This window comes from Streptomyces nymphaeiformis, assembly GCF_014203895.1.
Lineage (GTDB): Bacteria > Actinomycetota > Actinomycetes > Streptomycetales > Streptomycetaceae > Streptomyces > Streptomyces nymphaeiformis.
Window position 1 is genome coordinate 398,153 of the sequence record NZ_JACHJY010000010.1, and the last position, 25,542, is coordinate 423,694.

15 protein-coding genes and 1 riboswitch are annotated in these 25,542 nt (G+C 70.8%); of the genes, 11 read left to right on the top strand and 4 right to left on the bottom strand.

The window, feature by feature from the left end; all coding sequences use genetic code 11:
• Positions 1-235 precede the first annotated feature (235 nt).
• A riboswitch (FMN riboswitch) is annotated at positions 236-366 on the top strand.
• Between the two features lie 170 nt (positions 367-536).
• The 10 genes from ribD (at position 537) to GGE06_RS32955 (ending at position 9,128) form a co-directional block, all read left to right on the top strand.
• Positions 537-1,610, top strand: coding sequence for a bifunctional diaminohydroxyphosphoribosylaminopyrimidine deaminase/5-amino-6-(5-phosphoribosylamino)uracil reductase RibD (gene ribD / locus GGE06_RS32910; RefSeq protein WP_116162047.1), 1,074 nt, complete (start codon positions 537-539; stop codon positions 1,608-1,610).
• Positions 1,611-1,612: 2 nt separating this feature from the next.
• Positions 1,613-2,221: a riboflavin synthase gene (locus tag GGE06_RS32915; RefSeq protein WP_116162048.1), complete on the top strand. Its 609-nt coding sequence runs from the start codon at positions 1,613-1,615 to the stop codon at positions 2,219-2,221.
• Between the two features lie 44 nt (positions 2,222-2,265).
• Positions 2,266-2,856 carry a nicotinamide mononucleotide transporter family protein gene (locus GGE06_RS32920; RefSeq protein ID WP_116165633.1) on the top strand — a complete coding sequence of 197 codons (591 nt, stop codon included), beginning with the start codon at positions 2,266-2,268 and terminating at the stop codon, positions 2,854-2,856.
• On the top strand, positions 2,853-4,130 hold the full coding sequence (locus GGE06_RS32925) for a bifunctional 3,4-dihydroxy-2-butanone-4-phosphate synthase/GTP cyclohydrolase II (protein WP_116162049.1): 1,278 nt from the start codon (positions 2,853-2,855) through the stop codon (positions 4,128-4,130). The genes GGE06_RS32920 and GGE06_RS32925 overlap by 4 nt, the downstream gene beginning before the upstream one ends.
• A 55-nt stretch (positions 4,131-4,185) precedes the next feature.
• Entirely contained in the window at positions 4,186-4,671 is a 486-nt protein-coding gene (gene ribH, locus GGE06_RS32930) for a 6,7-dimethyl-8-ribityllumazine synthase (RefSeq protein WP_024760819.1), read from the top strand.
• 35 nt (positions 4,672-4,706) lie between these two features.
• Positions 4,707-4,979 carry a phosphoribosyl-ATP diphosphatase gene (locus tag GGE06_RS32935; RefSeq protein ID WP_116162050.1) on the top strand — a complete coding sequence of 91 codons (273 nt, stop codon included), beginning with the start codon at positions 4,707-4,709 and terminating at the stop codon, positions 4,977-4,979.
• A 106-nt stretch (positions 4,980-5,085) separates the two neighbouring features.
• Positions 5,086-5,934: an ATP phosphoribosyltransferase gene (gene hisG / locus GGE06_RS32940; protein ID WP_030691289.1), complete on the top strand. Its 849-nt coding sequence runs from the start codon at positions 5,086-5,088 to the stop codon at positions 5,932-5,934.
• A gap of 46 nt (positions 5,935-5,980) precedes the next feature.
• On the top strand, positions 5,981-6,433 hold the full coding sequence (locus tag GGE06_RS32945; RefSeq protein ID WP_116162051.1) for a PH domain-containing protein: 453 nt from the start codon (positions 5,981-5,983) through the stop codon (positions 6,431-6,433).
• A 218-nt stretch (positions 6,434-6,651) separates the two neighbouring features.
• Positions 6,652-8,079, top strand: a complete 1,428-nt coding sequence (locus tag GGE06_RS32950; protein WP_116162052.1) for a hemolysin family protein — start codon at positions 6,652-6,654, stop codon at positions 8,077-8,079.
• On the top strand, positions 8,076-9,128 hold the full coding sequence (locus GGE06_RS32955; protein WP_184932506.1) for a hemolysin family protein: 1,053 nt from the start codon (positions 8,076-8,078) through the stop codon (positions 9,126-9,128). Before GGE06_RS32950 ends, GGE06_RS32955 begins: the two co-directional genes overlap by 4 nt.
• Before the next feature lie 43 nt (positions 9,129-9,171).
• Here the strand turns inward: GGE06_RS32955 and GGE06_RS32960 are convergent, their stop codons facing one another.
• Positions 9,172-11,091 carry an AAA family ATPase gene (locus tag GGE06_RS32960; protein WP_184932537.1) on the bottom strand — a complete coding sequence of 640 codons (1,920 nt, stop codon included), beginning with the start codon at positions 11,089-11,091 and terminating at the stop codon, positions 9,172-9,174.
• 330 nt (positions 11,092-11,421) lie between these two features.
• The gene (locus tag GGE06_RS32965) at positions 11,422-12,051 is read right to left on the bottom strand and encodes a uridine kinase family protein (protein ID WP_116162055.1); all 630 of its coding nucleotides are present in this window, start codon (positions 12,049-12,051) and stop codon (positions 11,422-11,424) included.
• Positions 12,052-12,304: 253 nt separating this feature from the next.
• Here GGE06_RS32965 and GGE06_RS32970 point away from each other — a divergent pair, with 253 nt between their 5' ends.
• Positions 12,305-13,690 (top strand): C39 family peptidase, encoded by a 1,386-nt coding sequence (locus GGE06_RS32970; RefSeq protein WP_184932507.1) that lies wholly within the window; start codon positions 12,305-12,307, stop codon positions 13,688-13,690.
• A 495-nt stretch (positions 13,691-14,185) separates the two neighbouring features.
• Here GGE06_RS32970 and GGE06_RS32975 read toward each other — a convergent pair whose 3' ends face one another.
• A complete protein-coding gene (locus tag GGE06_RS32975) occupies positions 14,186-14,752 on the bottom strand; it encodes an SMI1/KNR4 family protein (protein ID WP_184932508.1) in 567 nt (188 codons plus the stop codon).
• Positions 14,753-14,764: 12 nt separating this feature from the next.
• Positions 14,765-25,321, bottom strand: a complete 10,557-nt coding sequence (locus GGE06_RS43540) for a LamG-like jellyroll fold domain-containing protein (RefSeq protein ID WP_181924685.1) — start codon at positions 25,319-25,321, stop codon at positions 14,765-14,767.
• Between the last annotated feature and the right edge of the window lie 221 nt (positions 25,322-25,542).

Here is a 25,542-nt window from a genome sequence, read left to right on the forward strand (position 1 = left end):
CCTGGGGAGGTCGAAGAAAACACGCAACGAACAGGGGGGTGGTACGTGTTGGGCCCGTGGAGTGCGCACACCGACGGACCGTCACCTCGGAGGTGACACGGAGATTAAGAGGACTAGACCAGTGCGTCAATAGGTCTGGACCAAAGGCGCCATGTGTGGGAATCTGTGAGTCAGCCCACAGGGCCCGGGGCTGGTGATCCACGCCGGTCGTGGCACACTGGCCCTGTATCAGCAGCAGCGCACTCCGGGGTCGGTGTAATTCCGAACCGGCGGTATAGTCCGCGACCCGTCCGCAAGCCAGCGGCCGGTTGACCAGGTGAGATTCCTGGACCGACGGTGAAAGTCCGGATGGGAGGCAGTGCGCGGCGGGCGACCCCACCAGGGGTGTGCCGGCCGTACGTCCGCTGGTGGCCGCGTTCCGTCGGCGCACCCGTGGACCTCCGGCCGTACCGGCACACCCGTGCGCAGCGTCGTACCCGCTCTCTGTCGTCATCGACAGGCCCCGGAGTCCGTGCCCGAAGAGGCAGGAGGACCCGGTGGCCCAGCAGGCCGACATCACCGCCATGCGACGCGCCGTCGAGCTCGCCGCACGCGGTCTCGGCGCCACCAGCCCCAACCCGGTCGTCGGCTGCGTCATCACCGACGCCTCCGGCCACCCGGTCGGCGAAGGCTTCCACCAGCGCGCCGGCGGCCCCCACGCCGAGGTCCACGCCCTGCGCGCGGCCGGCGTCCTGGCCCGCGGCGGCACCGCGTACGTCACCCTCGAACCCTGCAACCACACCGGCCGCACCGGCCCCTGCGCCCAGGCCCTGATCGAGGCCGGCGTCAGCCGCGTCGTGTACGCCGTCGCCGACCCGAACCCGCAGGCCACCGGCGGTGCCGACACGCTCCGCGCCGCCGGGATCGAGGTCGAGCAGGGCCTCCTGGAGGACGAGGCCGAGGCCGGCAACATCGCCTGGCTCACCTCCGTCCGCCGCGGCCGCCCCTTCGTCCGCTGGAAGTACGCCGCCACCCTCGACGGCCGGATCGCCGCCGCCGACGGCACCTCCCGCTGGATCAGCTCCGCCGAGTCCCGCGCCGACGTCCACCGGCTGCGCGCCGAGGCCGACGCCGTCGTCGTCGGCTCCGGCACCGCCCGCGCCGACGACCCCCACCTGGCCGTCCGGGGCGTCGACGGCGCCGTCCAGCCGCTGCGGGTCGTCGTCGACACGGAGGCCACCGCCGTCAAGCCCGGCGCCCGGGTCCTCGACGACGCCGGCCCCACCCTGATCGCGATCGCCGAGGACGCCGAGACCACCCTCACGGACGTCGTACGGCTCCCCAGGGCCGAGCGCGGCCTCGCCGTCCCCGCCCTCCTGGACGCCCTGCACGCGCGCGGTGTCCGCTCCGTACTCCTCGAAGGCGGCCCCACCCTCGCGGGCGCCTTCATCGCCGCGGGCGCCGTCGACCAGGTCGTCGGCTACCTCGCCCCGGTCCTCCTCGGCGCGGGCCCCGCCGCCCTCGCCGACGCCGGAATCACCACCCTCACCGAAGCGTTGCGGCTCGACGTCACCGAGACCGCGCACATCGGATCCGACATCCGCATCACCGCCACCCTCAAGGGAGCCTGACCGTGTTCACCGGAATCGTCGAAGAACTGGGAGAGGTCGTCGCCGTCGAGCAGCTGGAGGACGCCTCCCGCTTCCGGCTGCGCGGCCCCCTGGTCACGGAAGGCGCCCAGCACGGCGACTCCATCGCCGTCAACGGTGTCTGTCTCACGGTCGTCGAGTTCGGCGACGGCGAGTTCACCGCCGACGTCATGGCCGAGACCCTCAAGCGGTCCAGCCTCGGCGCCCTCGCCGTCGGCTCCCGCGTCAACCTGGAGCGGCCCATGGCCGTCGGCGGCCGCCTCGGCGGTCACATCGTCCAGGGCCACGTCGACGGCACCGGCACCATCCTGGAGCGGACCCCGTCCGAGCACTGGGAACTCGTCAAGGTCGGCCTGCCCGCCCACCTCTCCCGGTACGTCGTCGAGAAGGGCTCGATCACGGTCGACGGCGTCAGCCTGACCGTCGTCGAGGTCGCCGACGACTGGTTCACCATCAGCCTCATCCCGACCACCCTCGACCTGACCACGCTCGGCATCAAGCAGTCCGGCGACCCGGTCAACCTCGAAGTGGACGTCATCGCCAAGTACGTCGAGCGGCTGCTCGGCACCGACGCCAAGGAGAACGAGAAGTGAACTGGCTCAACTCCGAGGCGTTCAGCGTCTTCGGCCAGCACATCATGTGGTCCGACATGATCGGCAACACGATCGGTCTGATCGCCCTGGCCCTCGGCTGGCGCCGCTCCATCCTCACCTGGCCCGCCCAGCTGCTCTCCGGCGTCATCCTCGTCGGCGCCTACGCCACCGCCCACCTCTCCGGCGGCGTCGGCAAGCAGCTCCTCGTCATCGGCGTGGCCGCCTGGGGCTGGTGGCAGTGGAACCGCGGCAAGCAGCAGGCCCAGGACGGCTCCATCGCCGTCCGCTTCGCCACCTGGAAGGAGCGCGGACTGCTCCTCGCCGGCGCGGCCCTCGGCACCCTCGCCGTCGGCGGGCTCTTCACCCTCTACCCGTCGCTCTCCTGGAGCCCCTGGGCCGACGCGTACATCTTCGTCGGCACCCTCGTCGCGATGATCGCCCAGGCCCGCGGCCTCGTCGAGTTCTGGTTCGCCTGGCTCCTCGTCGACCTCGTCGGCGTCCCGCTCGCCTTCAACAGCGGCCTCGCCTTCTCCGGCCTCGTCTATGTCGTCTACTTCGCCCTCGTCATCTGGGGCATGCGCGACTGGTGGCTCCGGACCCGCACGACCCCCGCCCTGGAAGGAGTCACGGCATGAGCGCGCTTCCGATGTGGGACGCCACCGACCTCGCCCTCGACCCCGTAGAGCAGGCCATCCGCGACATCGCCGCCGGCCGCCCCGTCGTCGTCGTCGACGACGAGGACCGCGAGAACGAGGGCGACCTCGTCATCGCCGCCGAGAAGGCCACGCCCGAGATCGTCGCCTTCATGATGAGCGAGTGCCGCGGCCTGATCTGCGCCCCCATGGAGGACGAGGAGCTGCAGCGCCTCGAACTCCCGCAGATGGTCGAGCACAACACCGAGTCGATGCGCACGGCCTTCACCGTCTCCGTGGACGCGTCCCCCGCCCACGGCGTCACCACCGGCATCTCCGCCGCCGACCGCGCCACCACCCTGCGGATGCTGGCCTCCGGCAGCCACGAGCCGTCCGACTTCGTCCGCCCCGGCCACATCTTCCCGCTGCGCGCCAAGCCCGGCGGCGTCCTCGTCCGCAACGGACACACCGAGGCCGCCGTCGACCTCGCCCGCCTCGCGGGCCTCCGCCCGGCCGGCGCGATCGTCGAGATCGCCGGCGAGGACGGCGTGATGCTGCGCCTGCCCGAACTGGTGCCCTTCGCCCGCAAGCACGGCCTGACGATCATCTCCATCGAGGACCTGATCGCCTACCGCCGCTCCGCCGAGCCGACCGTCCGCCGCGAGGCCGAGGTCCAGCTCCCCACCGCGCACGGCGAGTTCACCGCGTACGGCTACCGCTCCACCGTCGACGGCGTCGAGCACGTCGCCCTCGTCCACGGCGAGATCGGCGACGGCGAGGACGTCCTCGTCCGGGTCCACTCCGAGTGCCTGACCGGCGACATCTTCCAGTCGCAGCGCTGCGACTGCGGCCCCCAGCTGCACGCCTCCATGGACCGGATCACCGAGGCCGGCCGCGGCGTCGTCGTCTACCTGCGCGGCCACGAGGGCCGCGGCATCGGCCTGCTGTCCAAGCTGCGCGCGTACGAGCTCCAGGAGCAGGGCCGCGACACCCTCGACGCCAACCTGGAACTCGGACTGCCCGCCGACGCCCGCGACTACGCGGCCGGCGCGCAGATCCTCGGCGACCTCGGCGTTCGCAGCCTGCGCCTGATGACCAACAACCCCGACAAGATCGACGCCCTCACCCGGCACGGCCTGCGCGTCGAGGGCCGGGAGCCCATGCCGGTCAAGGCCGGCGAGCACAACCTCCGCTACCTGCGCACCAAGCGGGACCGGATGGGGCACGACCTGCCCTGGCTGGACGGCTCCCAGGCCTCCACCTGCGGCAACCAGTAACCACGTACGTACGACATCGGTACATCGATCCATCGGCAAGTCGGCTAGGAGAGACATGAGCGGCAAGGGCGCACCCGTCCTCAGCGTGAAGAACTGCGGCGACCTCCGGGTGGCGGTCATCGCGGCGCAGTGGCACGAGAAGATCATGGACGGTCTCGTCGACGGCGCCCTGCGCGCCCTCAGCGAGCTCGGCATCGACGAGCCGACGCTGCTCCGCGTCCCGGGCAGCTTCGAGCTCCCGGTCGTGGCCAAGGTCCTCGCCGGGCGCGGCTACGATGCCATCGTGGCGCTCGGCGTCGTCATCCGCGGCGGAACGCCGCACTTCGAGTACGTGTGCCAGGGCGTCACCCACGGCCTCACCCAGGTCTCGATCGACACCGGCGTACCCGTCGGATTCGGCGTCCTCACCGTCGACAACGAGGAGCAGGCGCTCGACCGGGCCGGCCTGGAGGGATCCTCCGAGGACAAGGGCCACGAGGCCGTCACCGCAGCCGTCGCCACCGCCACCACGCTGCGCACGGTCAGCGAACCCTGGCGCTGATGACGCGACCCTTACCCCGTACTCTTAGGACCATCATGGCGAACAAAACCTTCGAAGAGCTCTTCGCCGAGCTCAAGCTCAAGGCAGAGACCGGCGACCCGGCCACCTCCCGCACCGCGGAACTGGTGGGCAAGGGCGTCCATGCCATCGGCAAGAAGGTCGTCGAGGAGGCCGCCGAGGTCTGGATGGCCGCCGAGTACGAGGGCAAGGAAGCGGCCGCCGAGGAGATCTCGCAGCTGCTGTACCACGTCCAGGTGATGATGGTCGCCCGCGGGATCTCGCTCGACGACGTCTACGCCCATCTCTGAGCACGAGACTCCGGGTACGAATCTCCGAGTACGAATCTCTGAGCACGACTTTCCGAGCACACGCGTCACCCCCTCCCCGAACTCCCAGGCAAAGGAAGCTCACCCCATGCTGCGCATCGCCGTCCCCAACAAGGGTTCCCTCTCCGGACCTGCGTCGGCAATGCTCCATGAGGCCGGCTACCGCCAGCGCAAGGAGTCCAAGGAGCTCGTGGTCATCGACCCCGACAACGAGGTCGAGTTCTTCTACCTGCGGCCGAAGGACATCGCGATCTACGTCGCCTCGGGGAAGCTGGACATCGGCATCACCGGCCGTGACCTGCTCCTGGACTCCGGAGCCAGCGCCGAGGAGATCCTCCCGCTGAACTTCGGCCGGTCCACCTTCCGCTACGCCACCCGCCCGGGCACCGCGAACGGCCCCGAGGACTTCGGCGGCATGACGATCGCCACCTCCTACGAGGGCATCGTCGCCAAGCACCTCGCCGACCAGGGCATCGACGCCTCCGTCGTCCACCTGGACGGCGCGGTCGAGACCGCGATCCAGCTGGGCGTCGCCCAGGTCATCGCGGACGTCGTGGAGACCGGCACGAGCCTGCGCAACGCGGGCCTGGAGGTCATCGGCGAGCCGATCCTGACCTCCGAGGCCGTCGTCATCCGCCGCCACGGCGCCTCCGACGACCACCCGCAGGTGCAGCAGTTCATGCGCCGCCTCCAGGGCGTCCTGGTCGCCCGCTCGTACGTGATGATGGACTACGACTGCCGGGCCGAGCACCTGGAGCAGGCCGTCGCCCTCACCCCGGGCCTGGAGTCGCCGACCGTCTCCCCGCTGCACAACGAGGGCTGGGTCGCCGTCCGCGCGATGGTCCCCGCCAAGGAGGCGCAGCGGATCATGGACGACCTGTACGAGATCGGCGCCCGCGCCATCCTCACCACCGCCATCCACGCCTGCCGCCTCTGACGGCCGGCCTGCCCGCACCGTCCCACCAGGCACTGAGGAACCTCCGATGTCGCAGTCCACGACGCCCGCCCTCCCGGTCACCTTCCGTCCCGGGCGCACCCGGGCCGTCCTGCTGACCATGAGCGCCGCGATGTTCGTGGTCATCACCGGCGTCGCGATGATGCTGGAGCGGCTCGGACCGGGGGAGCGCGCCAGCTTCGTCCTCACCGCCGTGCTGCTGTCCGGGGTCCTCGTCCTGCTGAGCCGTCCCAAGGTCGTCGCCGACGACGAGGGCGTGACGGTCGTCAACATCACCAGGACCCGGCGGCTCGCCTGGGCGGAGATCCTCAAGGTCAACCTCCGCCCCGGCGACCCCTGGGTCTTCCTCGACCTGAGCGACGGCACCAGCCTGCCGGTGCTCGGCATCCAGCCGGGCATCGCCAAGGAGTCGGCGATCCGCGACGCCCGCGCCCTGCGGGCCCTCGCGGACAGCCACGGGACGGGCGCCGAGCAGGCCTGAACCCCGGTTCGTCCCCCATCCGGGGCCGACCCCCTGCCCCTCGGGGCGTTCACATGACTACTCTGGAGACGGTGGCGCCGAGCGGCGCCACCGTCTCGCGTGTGCAGGGCCGCAGCCGCGGCCCGCGAGACCACCCTTCGACCCGAGGAGTGACTCCCTCCAGCAATGGACGGATCGTCCGGTAGTACCTGCGCCGCCCCCTCCCTGGAGGCGGCGGCATGATCGTCTCCCTTCTGCTGCTCTTCGCGGCCTTCCTCCTGATCCTCGCCAACGGCTTCTTCGTGGCCGCCGAGTTCGGTCTCGTGACCGTCGAGCGCGCCGAGGCCGAGCGAGCCGCGGCCGCCGGCGACCGGCGCGCCCGCACCGTCGTCACCGCCCTGCGCGAGCTGTCCTTCCAGCTCTCCGGCACCCAGCTCGGCATCACGATCACCTCGCTGGTCGTCGGCATGCTCGCCGAGCCCGCGCTCGCCGGGCTGCTGCACGGGCCGCTCACCGCGACCGGACTGCCCGAAGGGGCCGTCTCCGGGATCTCGGTGGTGATCGGCATGCTGCTCGCCTCCGCCGTCCAGATGGTGGTCGGCGAGCTCGTCCCGAAGAACTGGGCGGTCTCCCGGCCGCTCCAGGTCGCCCGCTTCGTCGCCACCCCGCAGCGCCGCTTCTCGGCCCTCTTCCGGCCGGTGATCTCGCTGCTCAACCGGGTCGCCAACCGGCTGGTACGGCTCCTGGGCGTCGAGCCCACCGAGGAGCTGGACTCGGTCCGCACCCCGGGCGAGCTCGTCTCGCTGGCCCGGCACTCCGCCGAGGCCGGCGCGCTCGAACAGGACACCGCGGACCTCTTCGTACGGACCCTGAGCCTCGGCGGTCTCACTGCCGAGCAGGTCATGACGCCGCGCGTGAAGGTGAGCGCCCTCCAGTGGGACGCCACCGCGGCCGACGTCCTCAACCTCACCCGGGCCACCGGCCTCTCGCGCTTCCCGGTCTACCGCGACCGGATCGACGAGATCGTCGGCATGGTCCACCTCAAGGACGCGCTCGCCGTCGCCCCGCACGCCCGCCTGCGCACGCCCGTCGGACGGATCGCGGTCCCGCCGCTGCTCGTCCCCGAGACGCTGCCCGCCCAGACGCTCCTGGAGCGTCTGCGACGGGAGCAGCCGATCGCGGTGGTCGTCGACGAATACGGCGGCACGGCCGGGGTCGTCACCCTGGAGGACATCGTGGAGGAGCTCGTCGGCGAGGTCCGCGACGAGCACGACACGGCCGCCGACGGGCGGCCCGAGCTGGCCGCGGCGCCCGCCGAGGACGGTCGTCCCGCCTGGGAGGCCGACGGCTCCTGCCGGGTGCACACCCTGCGCCGGATAGGCCTCGACGTGCCCGACGGGCCGTACGAGACCGTCGCCGGGCTCGTCGCCGACCTCCTCGGGCGCATCCCGGCCCCGGGGGACCGCGCCGAGCTCCCCGGCTGGCGCCTCTCGGTCCGCCAGGTCGACCGCTACCGCGCCGAGCGGGTGCGGATCGTCCGGACGGCACCCGAGCAGGACGAGGCCGAGGCGTCGGCCTCGGGTCCCGCCCCGGTCGCAGCGGTTTCCGCCCCGGTGGCCGATCCGATGACCGACCCGGTGCCCGTCCCCGCGGAGGCCGGCCGATGAGCACCCTGCAACTCCTCTTCGCCGTCCTCCTGGTCCTCGCCAACGGCTTCTTCGTCGGCGCAGAGTTCGCCCTCGTCTCCGTCCGGCGCAGCCAGATCGAGCCGCTCGGGGGCGCCAGGGCCAAGCAGGTCCTGTACGGCCTGGAGAACCTGCCGCAGATGATGGCCGCCGCCCAGTTCGGCATCACCGTCTGCTCCCTGACGCTCGGCGCCGTCGCCGAGCCGACCGTCGCCCAGCTCCTCGAACCGGTCTTCCACTCGATCGGCGTCCCGGAGGGGCTGATCCATCCGCTGGGCTACGTCATCGCCCTCGCCGCGGTCGTCTTCCTCCACCTCGTCATCGGCGAGATGGTCCCGAAGAACCTGGCGATGGCCGACCCCGAGCGCACCGCCCTCTGGCTCGCCCCCGGTCTCGTCGGCTTCGAGCGGGTCTGCCGGCCGGTCACGGCCGCGCTCGGGGCCTGCGCCCGGCTGGTCCTGCGGGCGTTCAAGGTGGAGCCGAAGGACGAGGTGGAGGCGGTCTTCACCAGCACCCAGCTCGGCCGTCTCGTGGAGGACGCGGGCCAGGCGGGTCTGCTCGACCCGGCCGAGCAGGAGCGCCTGGAGGACGCCCTCGAACTGGGCAGCCGTCCGGTGACGGACGTCCTGATCGCCCCCTCCTCCCTCGTCACGGTCCCGCCGTCGGTCACCCCGCGCGAGATCGAGGAGCTGACCGTACGGACCGGGTACTCCCGCTTCCCGGTCCGCGCCGAGGGCCGGGCGACCTTCATGGGCTTCGTGCACGTGAAGGACGTCCTGGACCTGGAGGAGCGGGAGCGTGCGGTGCCGCAGCGGCTGTGGCGCCCGATGGCGACGCTCCGCGCGGAGCTGCCGCTCGACGACGCCCTCACCGTGATGCGCCGCGCCGCCACCCACCTGGCCCAGGTCGCGGACGGCCAGGGACGGGTCCTGGGCCTGGTCGCCCTGGAGGACGTCCTGGAGATGCTGGTGGGCGAGGTCCGCGACCCCGCCCACCGGGTCCAGCCGGTCGCACCCTCGCGGACGCGCTAGTAGCCGGCGCGCTGGTGCCCCCGGGGCTCCCTGGCGCCGCGCGCTAGTAGCCCGGCGGCTCCTGCTGCGGGCCGCGGTCGACCGGACCGCGGCCCGACAGGACCTCGCCGTACGCCTGCATGAGGTCGGCGAGCCGGAGGGTGGCGAGGTCCTCCCGGCTCAGGGTCCCCGGGTATCCGGAGAGCCGCAGGTCCCGGTAGGCGCAGGACTTCTCGTACAGGGTGCGGAGGAAGCGGCCGTTGCCGAGCTCGTCGATCCAGCCCTGCTCGACGACGTGCCCGCTGATCGAGCGGAGCTCGTCGAGCGCCTCCTCGTCCCAGCCGTCCCCGTTCGCCGCCGCGAGGACCTCGCCGATGGCGGTGAGTTCCAGCGGGCGGTACGAGGGGAAGTCGACCCGGGTGGTGAACCGGGAGGACAGGCCGGGGTTGGTGCTGAGCAGCCGGTCCATGCCCTCGGGGTAGCCGGCCAGGATGACCACGAGGTGGTCGCGGTTGTCCTCGGCCCGCTTCAGGAGCACCTGGAGGGCCTCGTCGCCGTAGGCGTCGCCCTTGCTGTAGCCGGTGTTGGAGAGCGCGTACGCCTCGTCCACGAACAGCACCCCGCCGACCGCCGAGTCGATCAGCTCGTTGGCCTTGACCGCGGTCTGGCCGAGGAACTCGCCCACCATGTCGGCCCGTTGGGCCTCGACGAGGTGGTCGCCGCCGAGCAGCCCGAGGGCGTAGAAGACCCGCCCGAGGATCCGGGCGACCGTGGTCTTCCCGGTGCCCGAGGGGCCGGAGAAGACGAAGTGGCGCTTGGGCGGCTGGACCGGAAGACCCTGCCCGGCCCGCAGCCGCGCCATCTCCAGCTGCGCGGACAGCGCCTTGACCTGGCGCTTGACCGGTTCGAGCCCGACCATGCCCTCCAGTTCGGCGAGGGCCTCCGCGAGGAGCACCGGATCGGTGGGTCCGGCGGGGAAGCGCGGCGGCACCGGCTGGCCGGGCAGCGGGGCCTTCTGCCGTACGGTCTCCGGCGGTGTGACGGGGGCGGCCGGCGGCACCGGTTCGGGCGCGAGCCGCAGCCCGTCGCCGAGTCCGCCGGGGTCGGGTTCGGCGCCGGGGACGGTGTCCACCGCGTCCTGGCCGAGGCCCCCGCCGAGCGTGCCGAGCGCGACCGCCGCGAGCCCGGCCGGGTCGTCGACCCCGTCGTAGCCCTCGAACCCGTCGTACTCGGCGATCGCCGCGAGCCGCGCCGCGGTGTCCATGAACGCCGGGTCGATCCGGTGCACGGCCCGGTAGAGGGGCAGGGCGGCGGCGCTGCGCCCGGTGCCCTCGTGGGCGCGGGCGAGCCAGTAGCGCAGCTCCTTGCGCTGCGGCTGCTCGCTGCGGCACCGCATCAGCGAGGCCGAGAGGAGCGGCTCGGCCTGGCCGTACATCTCCAGGCGCACCCGGGCCATGCCGCCGAACAGTCCGGCCTCGATGCCGAGCAGCGGGTCGTCGACGAGGGTCTCGGTGTGCCGGACGAGCTGGTCCCAGTCCTTGACGAGGTAGGCGCGGCAGGCGTGCAGGAAGCGCACCTGGGGGTCGGTGTCGACCGGTGGGAGGCCCGCGAGGGCCCGGTCGAGCTCCGGTACGTGGCGGCCGTCGAGCCAGTGGGAGGCGTGCGCGAGCAGCAGGTCGCGCGGGCTCTCCAGGACCGGCTGCACCCACCAGCCCAGCCAGTACCAGGAGTTCAGGGTGCGCCGGTACCGGGTCCGCTGCTCGCCGAAGCGCTCGCGGTTGCGGTACATGCGCAGCAGCGCGGTCGTGGTGTCGACCCGGAGCGCGTGCAGCCCGAGCCAGGCGTCCGCCATCCCGGGATCGATCCGTACCGCCGTCCGGAACTCGTCCTCCGCCTGCGGATACGCGCCCATCGTGTAGGCGTCGACTCCGCGCAGCCAGGCGAGCTCGGCGGGGGTCTGCGACCCCTGCGTGCCGATGTCCATCGGGTCCCCCACAACCGTCATCGCATGGACGGGATTTGACCGCACCTGGGGGCATCGTACCTGCGCAGGGGGTGCGCGCTTAAGGAGAAGCGCATGATCCGGAAGCGGTGACCCTGGGTGAGCATCAGGGGTGGACGAGGCCGTGGAGAAGGCTCCCGGAAGGCTCGGGAAGGGCTTCCGGGGGCAGAACGAAGCCCCCGATCACGGGGGAACAACCGGGGGCTTCGTGTCCGCGGCGGCTCCGAAAAGCCGCACATTCAGAACGTAAGACCTGTACGCCCCGTCGGTCAAGCGAAGTTGAGGGACTTGCGGAAGCGGACTTCCACCCCCTCAGTTCACGGACAGGAGGCCGTCACTGTGCGTGAGGATCTGGTCCGTGCCCGCTGTCACGGCCGGCCCGGGAAGCCAGTCGTACCCCTCCTGACGCTCCCGTACCAGGGTGTCGGCGAAGGGTCTGGAGGGGTCCTCCGCGAAATGGCGAGTCTCCGCCACGGTCCAGCCCTCCCAGAAGGAGGCCTGCTCCGGCCCGTCCCGCCGGCGCCCGCGCGCCCAGGAGTCCTCGGCGCCGCGCTCCATCCACAGCAGCCACGCCAGGAACGGCCGCACCACCCGCCGGCCGGCGCCGACGCCCTCGACGAGGACCACGGGGGCCGGAGGCAGTTCCCGGGCCTCGCCGAAGCGCCGCAGCCGCCAGTCGTACGTGCGGTAGGAGGCGGTCTCGCCGCGCGAGAGCGGTTCCAGGACCTGCTCCCGGAGCCGGCCGGTCCACTCGAAGAGCTCCTCGTGCGTGGCGAGGTCGTCGAGGCGGAGGACGGGCGCGTCGCCGAGGGCGGCGGAGAGGCGGACCGCGAGGGTGGACTTGCCGGAGCCCGCGTGCCCGTCGACCGCGATCAGCCGGACCGGTCCGCAGGAGGGGGGCAGCCGGAGCAGCGCGTGCGCCGCGCGGTCGAGGTCGTTCATGGCCCCAGGGTAGGGGAGTGGGGGACCGTCGCAGGTCAGCGAGGTACCGCCGTCAGTGGTGGAGACCAATATTGGTGCGGCGACGCGAGGCGAAGTGCTGGCGGAGGCCCCGGGGAGCCGGGATAGTGGGCCCGCGCGGCCCCGCCCGTCCACCGGTGCGGAGGCCTGTCCGTCCACACCAAGGCACTCCCGTACGCCCACGCCTCGGCTCTCCCGTACGCCCACCGTTCTCGTCGACTGGGGGTCACCGCCCATGACCAGCTCCACCCCGCGCAGAACCGTCCTCGCCGCGGCGCTCGCGGCCGCCGCGGGAACGGCCGCCGCAGGCCCGGCCACCGCCGCCGGCCCCGGCTGCGCCGCCTCCGACTGCCCGGCCGACGGCGCCGGGCGAGGCCACGTCCCCGCCGCCGGACTGGTCGACAACCGCTTCTGGTCCTCCTACACGGACTGGAGGTGCGGCACGACGGCGGGTACGAAGGCAGTCGCCGGCCTCCGGCCGGGCCTGACCCTCGCCACCCCCGCCGGTCGCGTCGACTACACCGACCCGCACACCGGCCGCACCGCGGCCTGGGAGTACGCCACCTGGACCTCGCCCGTCCACACCCCGGCCGTACCGGCCACCGAGGTCATCGCCTCCTGGAACGCCGCCACCCCGCCCGGCACCTGGCTCCAGGTCGAACTGTCCGGCACGTACTCCGACGGCACCGCCACCCCCTGGTACGTGATGGGCCGCTGGGCCGCCGGCGACGGCGACATCCGGCGGACCTCGGTCGACGACCAGACCGACGGCAAGAGCACCGTCTGGACCGACACCTTCGCGATCGACGACGCGGCGAGCGGCCTGCGCCTGAGCGCGTACCGTCTGCGCCTCACCCTCTACCGCACCCCCGGAAGCGCCCTGACCCCCACCGTCTGGAGGCTCGGCGCCATGGCCTCGGACATCCCGGACCGCTTCACGGTCCCGGCCTCCGAGCCGGGACTCGACCACGAACTGCTGGTCCCGCGCTACTCCCAGAACACCCACGTCGGCCAGTACCCCGAGTACGACAACGGCGGCGAGGCCTGGTGCAGCCCGACCTCCTCCCAGATGATCGTCGAGTACTGGGGCCGCCGCCCCTCGGCCGAGCAGCTCGCCTGGGTGAACCCGTCCTTCGCCGACCCCCAGGTCTGCCACGCGGCCCGCTACACCTACGACCACCAGTACCAGGGCTGCGGCAACTGGCCCTTCAACGCCGCCTACGCGGCGACCTACCCCGACATGAACGCCGCGGTCACCCGCCTGCGCTCGCTCACGGAACTCGAATCCCTGATCCGGGCCGGCATCCCGGCCATAACGTCCCAGTCCTTCCGCAAGGAGGAACTGACCGGCGCCGGCTACGGCACCTCGGGCCACCTGATGACCGTCATCGGCTTCACGGCGACCGGCGACGTCATCGCCAACGACCCCGCCTCACCCACCAACGAGGCCGTCCGCCGCGTCTACCGCCGCCAGGAGTGGGAGAACATCTGGTTGAGGACCAAACGGTACGACGCGAACGGCAAGGTCAGAGGCGGTACGGGCGGTGTCTGCTACCTCTTCTGGCCGGTCAAGTCAGCACCAAGTCAGCACCGCGCACTGCAGGCGCTCGGCCTGGTGTGAGCATGTGCGGCCCGACGGTCGTCTCGACGACCTGACGGCAGCGCTCCTGACCGTCCTGCGTGAGGTGGCCGTACCGGTCCACCGTGACCTTGATCGAACGATGTCCGGGCCAACGAGACACCTCGTGAATGGACACTCCGTGGGTCAGGGCCACGGTGGTCCACTCGTGCCGCAAGTCGGCGGGTTATACGCAGTCAGATCGAGCCGCCTGATAGCGCGGTCCCACGACTTGCGCAGGAGATCGGGATACGGAAATCCCCGCTGGCGTTACGGATCGGAAGAAAAACGTCCCGCTGTCGACTACACCCTGCTATGCGGCGCTTCGGGGGGGCATTGAGCGGGCCCGCGCGTGGGCGGCGGAATCTACGTGGCGCCCGGAGATTCCTCCGAAGGGTGGACGGCACGTGAGGCGCGACCCTGCCGCACCTCACGCCGGGAACGGCGAAGGCCGCCGGGTCACCCCGACGGCCTTCGCTTCGAACTACTTCAGTGGTGTCAGGCCCATGGGTCCTGGCCCGACGCGGTGATCCGCGCCTCCTCCTGGTCCGTCAGGAAGCGCGGCGAAGCGGCACCCCACATCGAGGTCCCGGAGAGCGGACTGTCCGGGAACTCGGCGCGGAAGACACGGAGGAGGAACTCCGCCATCCCGCAGTCGTAGAGCCGCCACTCGTCGGCGAGACGCGAGTACACCAGCACCGGCCACTCGTCCGGGGTTCCGTCCGTCCGGAGCCAGCAGAGCAGGTCCGCAGCACTGTCGGTTGCCCAGGTCAGAATGCGGTCCGGTTCGGCAGCGACGCCAGGGATGCCTGCCAGGAACTCCCAGAGCTCTTGGGCCACGGAGGTCTCGTCCGCCATGTGCCCGGCCGGCTGCCCCGAATCGTCCACGGACGGCTCGAAGACTCCGAGAAAGGCGTCGATGGACCCGATGCCGTAGTGCGTCACGAACGCCTTGTAGTCCGCGGGAAACGACGTTCCCCAGGCCCTCTCCGCAGCGTCCCAGTCGACGTCCGCTCCGGCCCCGGCGTGGGGAGGCATCAGTGCGAGCAGATCACCGATCGACATGCTCTTCCCTCTCTATTTCATGTTTCCGGTGGGAACCGGAGTGCCGTTGACGCTCTGGCGGCCCAGATTGTAGAGAGCTCCGGGCTTGAACTCGTTCTCCACGACGGCATTGTCGGCCAGCGTGGATCGAACCCCATTGTGCCATTTGGTGATGTTGATCCGGTATTCGTAAGGGACGGTGCGCGGCCCGTCGTACTTGGGGGTCACCTTGTACTCGATGACCACCCCGGTTTGCGAGGCCTCCTCCTTCACCATCCGCTCGTAGTAGTACATGGGCTCTTCGTTCCGGTGAACACTGCCCTTCGAGTACCAGGCGTTCGCCGGCCGAGCGCAGGCAGACACGTTCTCCGGCTTCCGCCCGTCCCCACCCAGAGAGCCGGCGAAGAGATGACATGAATTGATGTCATTCGTCGGATTGAAACCGTAGGCCTTGACGAAATCCCGCGCCCAGTAATACCCCTTCGTTATCTCCTTATCGGCGCCGTATCCCTTGACCTTCAGCCTTTCCGCGTTAAGGCAGGCCGTGATGCCGGAGGGCCGGTCACCGTTCAGGTTGTCCAGCGTCCCGTAGTCAATCCTTTGCTGGCCCCTGCTGACGCAGTCGCGCGGGTCGTCCTGATCGGTGCCGCCGCCCGGGTTGGCGCCCGGGGCGCCGTGGGTGTCCGGGCTCTGGTCCGGGGTGAATCCGTTGTCCTGGCCCGTGAGCATGTCCAGCAGGCTCAGCCCGCCGACGATCAGGTCCCAGCCCTTCTTCGGGTCCCAGCCGCCGCCGTCGTTGCCCGGATCCCAGTCGATCTTGGGGATGTGGCGCGGCGCGGGGATCGGGTGCGGGCCCCGGTTGGGGTTCTGCGGGATGGGCGGCTTCGGCGGCTTGACCGGGCGGTCCACCCGGGGATTGCCCCTCGGTCCCTGCGGTCCCCGCGGTCCCTGTGGGCCCCTCGGGCCGCAGTTGATGCACGGGCCCCGGCCGTCACCGGTCCGGACGTTGCCGTTGCCATTGCCGTTGCCGCGGCTGGAGTCGGTCGTGCGGTACGGCGAGTACGGGTAGTTGATCGAAGGGTTGTACGTGGTGGTGCTGGTGGCCGCCGTACTGAACGACCAGGGCAGCTCCCAGTGCAGATCCAGGTCCCAGCTGTACGAGTGCGACGAGACCTGCTGGTAGGTGGCCCAGCTGGCGATGGCGCCGATCGCGGCGGCCACCAGAAGAGCTTCTCCGGCGCACACGTCCCAGATGCAGTGACCACTCGGGTCCGTGCTGTTGAGCGGGCCGCCGAAACCGTAGGAGTAGCGGTTCGCGTGCTGTCCCGACTGGCTCGCGTCGAGCTGCCAGGTGTCGCGGCCGGTGAAGCCGCCGGTGCCGGGCTGGTACCAGCGGGCGGCCATGTTGACCTCGCCGGTGGAGCTGTCCGTCCAGCCCGACTGGTAGCCGAGGGACGGGTTGGCGCCTGCCGACGCGGTCACGTTCCCGAAGGCGTCGTACGCGCGGGACGAGGAGACCGTGGTGCCATCCGCGGTGAGGTTGGCAACCACGTCCGTGTGCTGGTCCGTGACCGCGAGACGGGCGGAGCCCGCCGTCCCCGTCACCGCGCTGGCGAGCAGCGTTCCGCCGGGGGTACGGCTGTAGGTGGAAGAGCCGTCCTTGACGAGGTTGTTGGAGCCGCCGTCGTAGCTGAAGGCGGTGCCGTTGTGGGTCATGACCCGGTCGAGCGAGTCGTACGTGAAGGTGCTCGTGCCGTTGTTGACCGTCCGCTCGAATGCGTCCGAGTTGATCGTGCGAGCGGGGCCCGCGGTATCCGTGATGCCCTTGACCGTGCCGCGTGCGGAGTAGTCGAAGGTCTGGGTGCCCCAGGTCTGGAGCCGGTTGCGGGAGTCGTACGTCCCGGTGATGTCTCCCTTCTTGGTGAGGTTGCCTGCCTTGTCCCACTCGAAGGCGGTGGTGGTGCCCCCGCTGGTCTCCGAGGTCATTCGGCCCGCGAGGTCGTAGGCGTACGTTTCCGCGCCCGCTCCGGCCGTGCCCGATGCGGTCTTTTTGACCAGGCGGTCGTCGAGGTCGTACTCGTAGGCCGTGCCCTGGACCGCGGTGCCCGTGCCGGTCTTCTTGACGCTGTCGTCCGCGAGGCGGCCCAGCGCGTCGTAGGTGTACGAGCGCTTCGATCCGACCGTCCAGCCGCCGCCGGCGGCGGGGCGTGCGTACTCGTCTGCAGTCGGTCGCCCGGCCGCGTCGTAGTCGCTGCGCACCTGGGTGCCGGTGAGCGGGTCGGTCGTCGTGTCGAGACGGCCGGCCAGGTCGTAGGTGAAGGCCGTCGTGCCCGCCGCGTCCGTGCGGGAGGTCATCCTGCCGTCCGCGTCGTACGCGTAGGACGAGGTGCCGCCCGGACCGTCCGTGGCCAGGAGCTGGCCGCGGTCGTTGTAGGTGTACGTGTTGCCCGCGAGGACTCCGTCACCGCCGACGCCGGTCAGGCGCCCGGCGAGGTCGTAGGAGAGCGAGCGGGGACGGGTGGCCACGGCGGTGCCGGAGCCGGTCTCGGCGGTGAGCCGGTCCAGGTCGTCGTACGTCTTCTGACGCTTGACGTTGCCGGGGAGCAGCTCGGTGACGACCCGGGCTGCCGCGTCGTAGACGTTTGTCCACGTGCGGTTGCTCAGACCCGGGTGGAGGGTCGTGCTCGGTTCGATCGTGGACTCGGGCAGGCCCCACGTGTTGAACGTGTAGTACGTGGCCTTGCCGCGGCCGTCGGTCAGGCGCGTGCGGTGGCCCGCCGCGTCGTAGCCGAAGGTCGTCGTGATCGAGTCGGTGGCCGTGGCGTTGACGGGCTCGACCTGCTTGGTGAGCTGCCCGAGCGCGTCGTAGGTGTACGTGCGGCGTGCGCCGCCGGCCGATACGGACGCGGTGACGTTGCCGTCGGCGTCGTACTCGGTGGTGGTCGTGCGCAGGGCTGTCGTGCCGGTCCCGTAGTCGGACACGGAGAGCGGCTTGCCCGCGAGGTCGTACGCGGTGACGGTCTTGCGGCCGGTCGCGTCCTTGCTCTCGGTCTGGCGGCCGAGGCCGTCGTAGACGGCGCTGCTGACGCCGCCGGCCGGGTCGGTGACCGTCAGGGCCTGGCCGGCCTTGTCATAGGTGGCGCTGGTGACCCGCCCGTCGGGTGTGGTCGAGGAGACCTGGTTGCCCGCGTCGTCCCAGGTGAAGCGGGAGACGAGGTTCTGCAGGGTCGGCTTGCGCTCGACCGTGGTGGCGGTGAGCTTGCGGCCCAGCTCGTCGTAGGTGGACTCGGTGCGTGCTCCTGTCGGATCGGTCGCGGAGAGCGGCAGACCGGTCGGGGTCCAGGTGTAGGTGGAGACGCCGCCGCCGGACAGGGCGGTGGAGGTGCCGTCGAGGGAGGCCGTGCCCGGGGCCGTCAGGCCCTGCGCGCCGGCGACCGCAGGGTCGGTCTTGCTGACCAGCCGGCCCATCTGGTCGTACACGTAGTACGTCGCGCGGCCCAGCGGGTCGGTGGTGGAGGCTGTGTTGCCCAGGGCGTCGTACGTCGTGCGGGAAACGGCCGTGATGGCCGTGGTTGCGCCCGGCGGCGTGTAGTCGGGCAGGGTGACCGCGACGGGGCGGCCCAGCTTGTCGGTCTCCGTCTTGGTTACCAGGCCACGCGTGTCACGCGACTCGGTGGCTTCGCCGAAGGTGTTGTAGCCGACGAGGGACTTGGGGGTGACGGCCGCGGCCGCACCGCCGTTCTCCTCGGCCTGCACCTGCGGCGCGGTCGCCTCGACCAGACGGCCCAGCTCGTCGAACCGGCCCGTGCTGGTGATGCCGCGCGGGCTGGTCTGGCTGAGCTGGAGACCGCGCTGGTCGAACGTGGCTGAGGAGACCCGGGTCGTGGTGCCGTCGGTGAGGGTCTGCTTCTTCGGGTTGCCCACCGCGTCGTACTCGGTGGCCGAGGTCACCGTCTTGCCGGTGCCGTCGACGGACTGGGTCTGCTCGGTGAGCCGGCCCTCGGTGTCGTAGGCGAAGGTGGAGACCCGGTTCAGTCCGTTCGGGTCGAACACCGAGCGGGTGGTGCGCCCCAGGGCGTCGATCGTGTTGACGGTCGTGCGATTGCCGCCGGCGGTCTGCGAGACCACGTTGCCGGCGCCGTCGTAGACCGTCGCCCCGAGGAGGACGTCCTTCTTGGAGCCGTTGGACTGGGTGATCTGCTTCGCCGTCGTCGTGGCCTGGAGACCGTCGTCGTAGTAGGTGAAGGTGGTCGTGGCGCCCATCGCGTCCGTCGACGAAGCCAGCCGGCCCGCCGGGTCGTAGGCCTTCGATTCCAGGACCAGGTCGCGGGTCTGGCCGGACGGGTCGCCGGTCCAGTTCTTCAGCACCGACTCGGCGACCTGACCGCGCTTGGTGTACGTGGTCGTCACGACGTTGCCCGCGGGGTCCGTCGCACTGATCACGCGGCCCAGGGCATCGTGCGAGAACGTCGACTCGTTGCCGGCCGCGTCCGTCACGCTGTCGTTGAGGCCCCGCGTGTTGTAGCGGTGGGTGGTGGTGCGGGTGGCGTCGCCGCCAGTGGTGTCCTCCGTGGATTCGGTGAGCAGGTGCCCGTCCGCGTCGTAGGTACGGCTGATGCGGGCGGTGTGGGTGACGCCGGTGATCTCGTTCTTGACACCCGGGCCGGTCTCCGCGGTGACGCGGGATATGGCGTTGTAGGCGTAGGTGGTTGTGACACCCGCCGGGGTGCCGTCCGAGACCTGGGTCTCGGTCAGCTTCCGGCCGATGCCGTCGTAGGTGTACGTCGTCACCAGGCCGGAGGGCGCCGTCGACTTCGCCAGGTCACCGGACGCGAAGTACGCGTACGAGACCGTGGCACCGCCGGCGCTCTTCTTCGTGGCCACCAGGCCGGCCGGGGTGGTCCCGCCGCCGACCGCGGGCTCGGTGCCCGTGGTGTAGGTGGTGGTCGCGGTACGGCCGTCGGCCAGCGTGACCGTGTCGGTCAGGCCGAGCGCGGTGTACGAGGTCGTCGTCCGGTAGCGGTTGTCCGCCGCGCCGGAGGAACGGCCGTCGCGGACCGCGATCTGCTTGCCGTTGCGCGGGTCCAGCTTGTCCGCGGGGTTGTCGTAGTACTCCGCGAAGGAGGTCCAACAGGAGTTGGCGTCCCGGCAGGTCGTCGTGGAGACGGTGTTGCCGCGCTCGTCGTGACCGGTGATCGTCGCGTGACCATTGGGGTCCGTGACCGTGTGCAGGAAGCCGCCGGTGTCGTACGCGTACGTGGTGACACCGCCGTCCGCGTCCGTCGAGGCCGTACGGCGCTGGCCGCGGACCGCGTCGAACGTGCTGGACGTCTTCGCGCCCGTCGGGTCGGTCACCGTCACCGTCGAGGACAGTGAGGAACCCGAGGCGTAGGCGCGTGCGCCGTAGTGGCGGGCGACCTGGTCACCGGTGAGGGTCCGCGGGTAGACCGCGACCTCGTCGATCTGGCCGGTGAAGTACTGCACGCCGTCGCCGGGTGACGCGGGCCACCACGCGGTGTAGCCGGCGCCGATGTACGCGCGCTGATTGGTCTCGTGCGTGACCGGCACGGTGGTGGTCTGGGCGACCTGGGCGCCGTCGAGGTACAGCGTGTGGGTGGAGCCCAGCGCCGTCACCACCGCGTGGTGCCACTCGTTGTCCGTGACCGTGTTCGGTGAGGTGTTGGTCGCGGAGACGCCGCGGGTGAAGTACTGGCCGTGCAGCTTGTTGTCCGAGCCGACGTACAGGACGGGCGCGTAGCCGACGGCGTCCGGGAGCGGCTTCTCCTGGTCACTGAAGAGCACGCCGGGCTTGGCGGTCTTGAACCACAGCTCGACCGACAGGTCGGTGTTCGGCAGGTGTCCGCCCGGAAGTTCGGCCCACCCCGCGCCGGTGAACTCCGCCGAGGTGCGGTCGCCGGACCCGAACGCGCCGGGCTTGCCCGGCGTCGCCTTGGTGTAGGTGCCGTTGGAGCCGACCGCGGCGACCTTGTTCACGACGGTCGTGCCACCCGACTCGTCCAGCTGCCAGTAGCCGGCCGGGGCGTCCGCCATCACGACGCCCTCGTACTGGTCGCCGTTGCCGGAGACCAGGCGGGTGCGGGCCTTGAAGTGGTCCGCGACGGTCTGGGCGTCCAGCTCCTTGGAATAGAACGCGGTCTCGTCGAGCTGTCCGCTGAAGTAGCGGGTCGCCGCAGACTGCGAGTCCCAGGCCTCGCTGGAGTAGCCGCCGCCGAGGTAGGCGTAGCCGAGGGTCTCCGGCTTGACCGTGCCGGACTGCGAGCCCAGCTGCACGCCGTCGAGGTACAGCGACTGGCCGGTGGGGCCGCCGGTGAGCACCGTGTGGTGCCACTTGTTGTCGGTGACCTTCACGCCGCCCATGACCGGCCAGCCCGCGGAGGGACCGGTCCAGAAGTGGCCGCGCAGCTTGCCCTCTGCGTCGATGACCAGACTCGGGTTCCACATCTGCGGAGTGGTGCCCAGCTCGGTGTTCTGCAGCGCGAGCAGGACCCCGCTCGGCTTGTCCGTGCGGAACCACATCTCCACGGACAGGGAGGTGGCACCGGCGATCGATTCGCTGGGAACCGATACGGCGCCCTTGCTTCCGTCGAGGGTGATCGCGCCGTCGTCGCCGTCGAGGAACGCGCCGACGCCGCCGAGTGCCACACCGTCACGGTAGGAGCCGTTGCCTCCGGCGGATATCTCGTCGGCCGCGGCGGCGCCGCTGCTGTCGCCGAAGCGCCAGTAGTTGACGGGCGAGGAGGCCAGCACCGCGTCGCTGTACGCCTGCGAGCCCGCGGAGTACCGCGGCTCGGAGATCTGCCAGACGCCGCCGTTCTCGTCCGTCACCTTCGTCGCACGGCCGGTGTCACCGTCGTACTCGACCGTCGCGCTCACCCGGCCGGACGGCAAGGTGGACCTGGTCAGCTTCGACCCGCCCGTACGGGCGTCGAAGCGGGCCTTGATCGCTCCGGCATCGAGGGCCCGGTGGTAGACCGCGACCTCGTCCATGAGGCCCTTGTAGTAGCGCGTGCCGTACGTGCCGGCGCCGTCCCACGACTGGTCGGTGAAGCCGCCGCCGAGGTAGGTGTACGTCTTGGTGGAGTGGCTGACGGGACCCGCGAGGGTACCGATGGCCTGACCGTCGAGGTAGAGGGTCTGGCCGGTGCCGGAGCTGGTCAGCGCGGCATGGTGCCAGGTGTTGTCGGTGACGGAGGCCGTGGAGGTGATCGGGACGAGACCCCCGTTGGCCTTCTCGAAGGCTCCGCGCAGCTTGCCCGCCGAGTCGACGGCGAGCACGGGGTTGTAGACGTTGGGGTGCGTCGGACCCAGCGGGTCGTCCTGGAAGCCGACGAGGACCCCGTTCGGCGTGTCCGTCTTGAACCACAGCTCCACCGACAGCACGGTCGAGGGGGCCAGCGCGGATTCCGGCAGCTCCACGTAGGAGGTGGTGCCGTTGAAGGAGACGGCCTTGTTGCCGGTCGCGCCCAGCACGCCCGCGGACCCGAGGGCCACGTCGCGGTAATGGCCGGCGTTCATGCCGGTGCGGGAGACCGCCTCACTGACCGCGGCCTCGCCCTCGGCCTCGTTCAGCCGCCAGTAGCCGACCGGGTCGGCGTCCTGCACCATGCCCCGGTACTGCGAGCCGGCCGTGTACTCGTACGTCGAGCACGCGGTGGTCGAATCGGGCGGGCAGACCTTGGTCAGCTGGTCTCCGGTGTACGTGTACAACCACTTGAGCGCCGGAGCGAACGGGCCGACGGCGTCGGTGGACACCGAGGAGACGTGCGCGCCGCTCCAGGTGAACGTCAGCGCGCGCTTCGACAGCGCGTCGGTGGCCTTGGTCAGCTTGCCGGACGTGTACGTGAGGAGCTGCTCACGGCCGTGGCCGTCCATGACCTTGGTCAGGCGGCCCGTCGCGTCGAAGGTGAACAGGGCCGCGCTCGCGTCGCGCAGGGTCCAGCCCCCACCGGTGACGGCGGTCAGCACGCCGAGCGAGCCGGACGGGGCGCTGTACGTGCCGTCGCTGTTCTTGCCGAAGCGGACCTGGCTGCCGCTGTCGAGGGTGATGACGACACTGCCGTCGGGCTCGGCGACCGCCCGCATGTCCCAGCGGGTGGCCCAGCCGGCGCCGAAGGCGTTCGCCTGGCGCGGATCCTGAGAGTTGTACGTACGCGTGACCGCGAGCTCGGGGCCCACGGTCGGTACGGCGGCGTCGGTGGCGGCGGTGGCGTAGTTGCCGGCCCGCTCGCCGAACGTCCGCCCGCTGTCCGCACCGCCCAGGTGGGAGGTGATGACGGGCTGAGGGACCTGCGTGGTCAGGATCGATGGCGCGGTGCGCGCCGACTGGTCCTTGCCGTCGTTCGCGTAGGCGTACCAGGCGTAGGTCTTGGCCCAGTTGAGCCAGCCGCTGGGCACCGTCCAGCTCTCGGAGGGAGCGTGGGTGTTGCCGCGGCAGTTCTTCCTGGTGTCCTTGCCCTCGACCTCACAGACCTCGAACTGGTAGGTCAGCGAGCTCGGGGACTTGTCCCGGTCGGTGGCCGTGGCCCACAGGGTCGGGTTGAGGGTGTCGACCACGGTGCCGCTGGGCGGGGCCGCGCCGGTGAGGTACGGCGGCGCGTTGACCGCGTCGAAGCGGACCGCAGGGCCCGGGACCCCGTCGTCGACGAAGCTCCGTACGCCGTACTCGTCCATGGTCCACTGGATCGTGTACGTGCCGGGCGCCAGCGGGGCGATGTGCGCGTCGACGGTGGCCGAGCCGCCCGGGCCCACGTCGTAGGGCATCGGCGTCCACCGGATCTTGCTCCAGTAGTCACCACCCACCTTGTTGCCGTTGGCGTCGAACAGGTCGTAGCGCAGCTTGTAGTTGCTGGTCTTCCCCCAGGTCTCGCGACCCTGGTTGGTGACGGTGACCTTGAAGATGCCGTCAGCGGTGGCCGTCGGGGGCTGGACGAAGCCGCCCAGGCCGTATGTAGCCCCGTACTTCGACCAGGTGACGTCGAGGCTGGGCTTGCCGTCGGGGTAGTTGTCGGAGCCGAACTGCTTCCAGGTCCTGGAGTCGTCCGTGGCCGCCTTCACCGCCAGGCCGTAGTTGGCCTTGCGCCCGTGCGTCCAGTCGTCGACCAGCTTGCGGCCCGACTCGCCGAGCGGAATCGACTCCCACGCGGGCCCGCAGGACCAGGTGTTCGTGCCCGACGGGCGCCACGCATGTGCGAAGGACTTGGAGCCCAGGGCGCCGCCGGTGGCGGGACCGGGGTAGCTGTTGGTACTGCCCTCGGACCAGTTCGACGTGATCTCGTGGACCGTCACCGGACGCGCGGTGCACGAGTACGACCAGCTGTTGTAGAGGCTCAGGTTCGCATTGATGACGAATGCGTTCTTGAGGGTGGTGTCCAGACCGTTGAACTTCAGGAACGAGGCCGCCTTGTGGCCGCCCCCGTCGTACGTGCCGACCTTGAGTTCGGGGGCGCTGGAGAAGTTCGTGCTGTACGGCGACTCGACGTAGGTGCCGGAAGCCGCCTGCATGCCGTCCACGGACGGGTCGACCTTGACGGGGAAGACCCGCTCGGGGGCCGACAGCCACTTCTGGTCGAGCTTGACGACCAGGACCTGGCGGGAGCCCTCGCGGACGAGGTCGTAGGTGACGCCGGACGAGATGACGCCCTCGTTGGAGTTGGGCGCCTTCTTCGAGTCCTCCATCCACCCGGCGGGCATCCAGCCCTGCTGGCGGCCCGCCGTGTCGTTGAAGACGACGCCGCCGTGGCCGTCGAGCTTCGCTGTGAGGCCCTTGAGGGCCAGCGGGAACCGCCACTCGGTCGGCGCGCCCTTGTCCTTGAGGATCAGCGTCTCCTTGACGGAGTTGCTGCCGGCGATCAGTTCCACGTCCGTCGAGGGGCGCACGTCCGGATACGTGATCACACTGCCGGCCACCCGGCCCCGCGAGCGGGCCGCGCCCTCGATCGAGTAGCCGATCCCGGCGGTGCCGCTGACGCCCGCACTCAGGCGCACGAACGTTTCTGCATCCGCGAACTCGGAGAAGTAGAGCTTGCCCTCGGTCGACCGGGGCTGCCAGCCGGATCCCGGGGTCTCCTCGGTGAGCGCCAGCGGGGACGACGGCGTCAGCCGGGTGTCGATCGCCTTCCACTTGCCGTCGTAGCCGAGGAAGTTGACCGGCTCGTTGTAGTGGCGGGTCGTGAAAGTGCCGTCGGGATTGGCGAACGTACGCGCATCAGCGGCCCGCTTGCCGGGCACTTCCGTACTGGCCTTGGGGTCGAAGCCCTTGGGAGCGGCCCGGCGAGGCGACGGGACCTTGACGTAGGAGGGCAGTGGCGTCTTGGGCGCCTTGCCCAACTTCAGCCGCGTGGTGCCCGAGTCGGGCGCGAGTTCGCCGGGCGCCTTCAACGCGCCGCCGTGGCCTCCGGACGCGGCTGCATCCGTGGCGTCGCCGGAGGCGCTGTGCCCGCGCCCGCGGGCTGACCCCCAGCCCTGTTCGGGTATTGCGCCGGCGCCTGGGCCGGATCTCGCTGCAGACCAGCGGCCGACGGCCGCGGCTGCCTGCTCCGTGCCCGCGAGCACGGTCATGGTGATCGCCATGGATATGACGAGTGGACGGGTGATACGCACCGCTATTGCCCCCACAGGATTGATCAGTCGGGGCAGTCCTATCCGGACTCACAGGCAGCTCACAAATATTGCCCAGAATCCGACAGGTCGGATCCCGAGCAACTGGACTGGCCATTCCGGAAATAGGGCTACTAACTTGGCGAATCATTACTCGTGGGCCCCTGGGATGTGATGCGGATCACCGCTCACCA